A 1,146-nucleotide genomic window follows, 5' to 3' on the forward strand; every position below is an offset into this window, starting at 1 on the left:
GGCGCCCCGGCCACCACCGCGAACCCCACAGCCGCGACCACCGCTCCGGCCCGCACCACCATCACGGCCCCGAACCGCCGCACCCCGAAGTCCCCGACGGCCCGCCCGATCAGCGTGGTGACCATATAGACGTTGTACGGAACGGTCGCCAGCTGCTCCGAACTGCCGAGCACGTCCTGCAGATACTTGGCGCTCCAGTTGGAGACGGTCGAGTCCCCGATGTACGCGACGGCCATCACCAGACACAGAGGCAGCAGCAACTTGAACCCGACACCGCCGCCACCGCTGCCGCTCCCGTCCTCGCCCTGCGCCTTCACCTCGGCCTCGGGCCCGCTCCCGTCGACGTACCACCGGCTCCCCACGAACGCCGCGGGCAACAGCACCACGACCACCGGCAGATACGACACGAACAACGCCAGATCCCAGTGCGCCCCCACCCACGCGAGCGACGCCCCGACGATCCCGCCCAGGCTGAACGCCGCGTGGAACCCGAGCATGATGCTGCGCCCGTACCTGTGCTGAAGGCTCACCCCGAGCATGTTCATGGACGCGTCGAGCGACCCGACGGCCAGCCCGAAGGCCGCGAGCGAAAGCCCGATCGCCCACAGCCCGTCGCCGGCCCCCACCCCGAGCAGCGCCAGCAGCACCACCGGCTGCGACCAGCGCAGTACGTGACTGGGGGGCACCCTCTTCACCAACTGCTCGGTGCAGACGCTGCCGACCCCGGCCAGGATCGGCACGGCAGCGAGGAAGGCGGGCAGCAACGCGTCGGATATCCCGTACCGATCCTGGATCGCGGGTATTCGTGTCACGAGCAGCGCGAAGGCGACGCCCTGGGCGAAGAAGCTGAATGCCAAAGAAGCCCGGCCACGCCGCAGCACATCTGTCATGGCGGCTCAGCGTAGGGCTCAGACTTACCCGTGGGTAGACGGTTCAAAGATGAATTTTGTTCAACTCTGCCGCTGGAAGATCAACTTGGGATCAGCTCGGCGGCCATGTGGACGGCAAGTCAGCTCTGAAGCAGGCCGATCAGCTCGCCCATGTCCCCGAAGAGCCGGTCCGCGCCCGCCAACCGCTCGGCCGGCGTCATCGCCGTGAACCCGTACACATCCATCCCTGCCGCGACGGCCGCCCGCACCCCGAGCG

The 1,146-nt window shown here is 68.4% G+C and carries 1 protein-coding gene and 1 pseudogene; both read right to left on the bottom strand.

Annotated features, from left to right (window positions below):
- The coding region (locus AOK17_RS46785; RefSeq protein ID WP_055618718.1) for an MFS transporter at nucleotides 1-890 on the bottom strand (890 nt) is incomplete at its 3' end.
- Between the two features lie 119 nt (nucleotides 891-1,009).
- Nucleotides 1,010-1,146 (bottom strand): annotated as a pseudogene (locus tag AOK17_RS53305) (hydrolase); the annotation flags it as partial.

The organism is Streptomyces phaeochromogenes (genome assembly GCF_001418655.1).
GTDB lineage: Bacteria > Actinomycetota > Actinomycetes > Streptomycetales > Streptomycetaceae > Streptomyces > Streptomyces phaeochromogenes.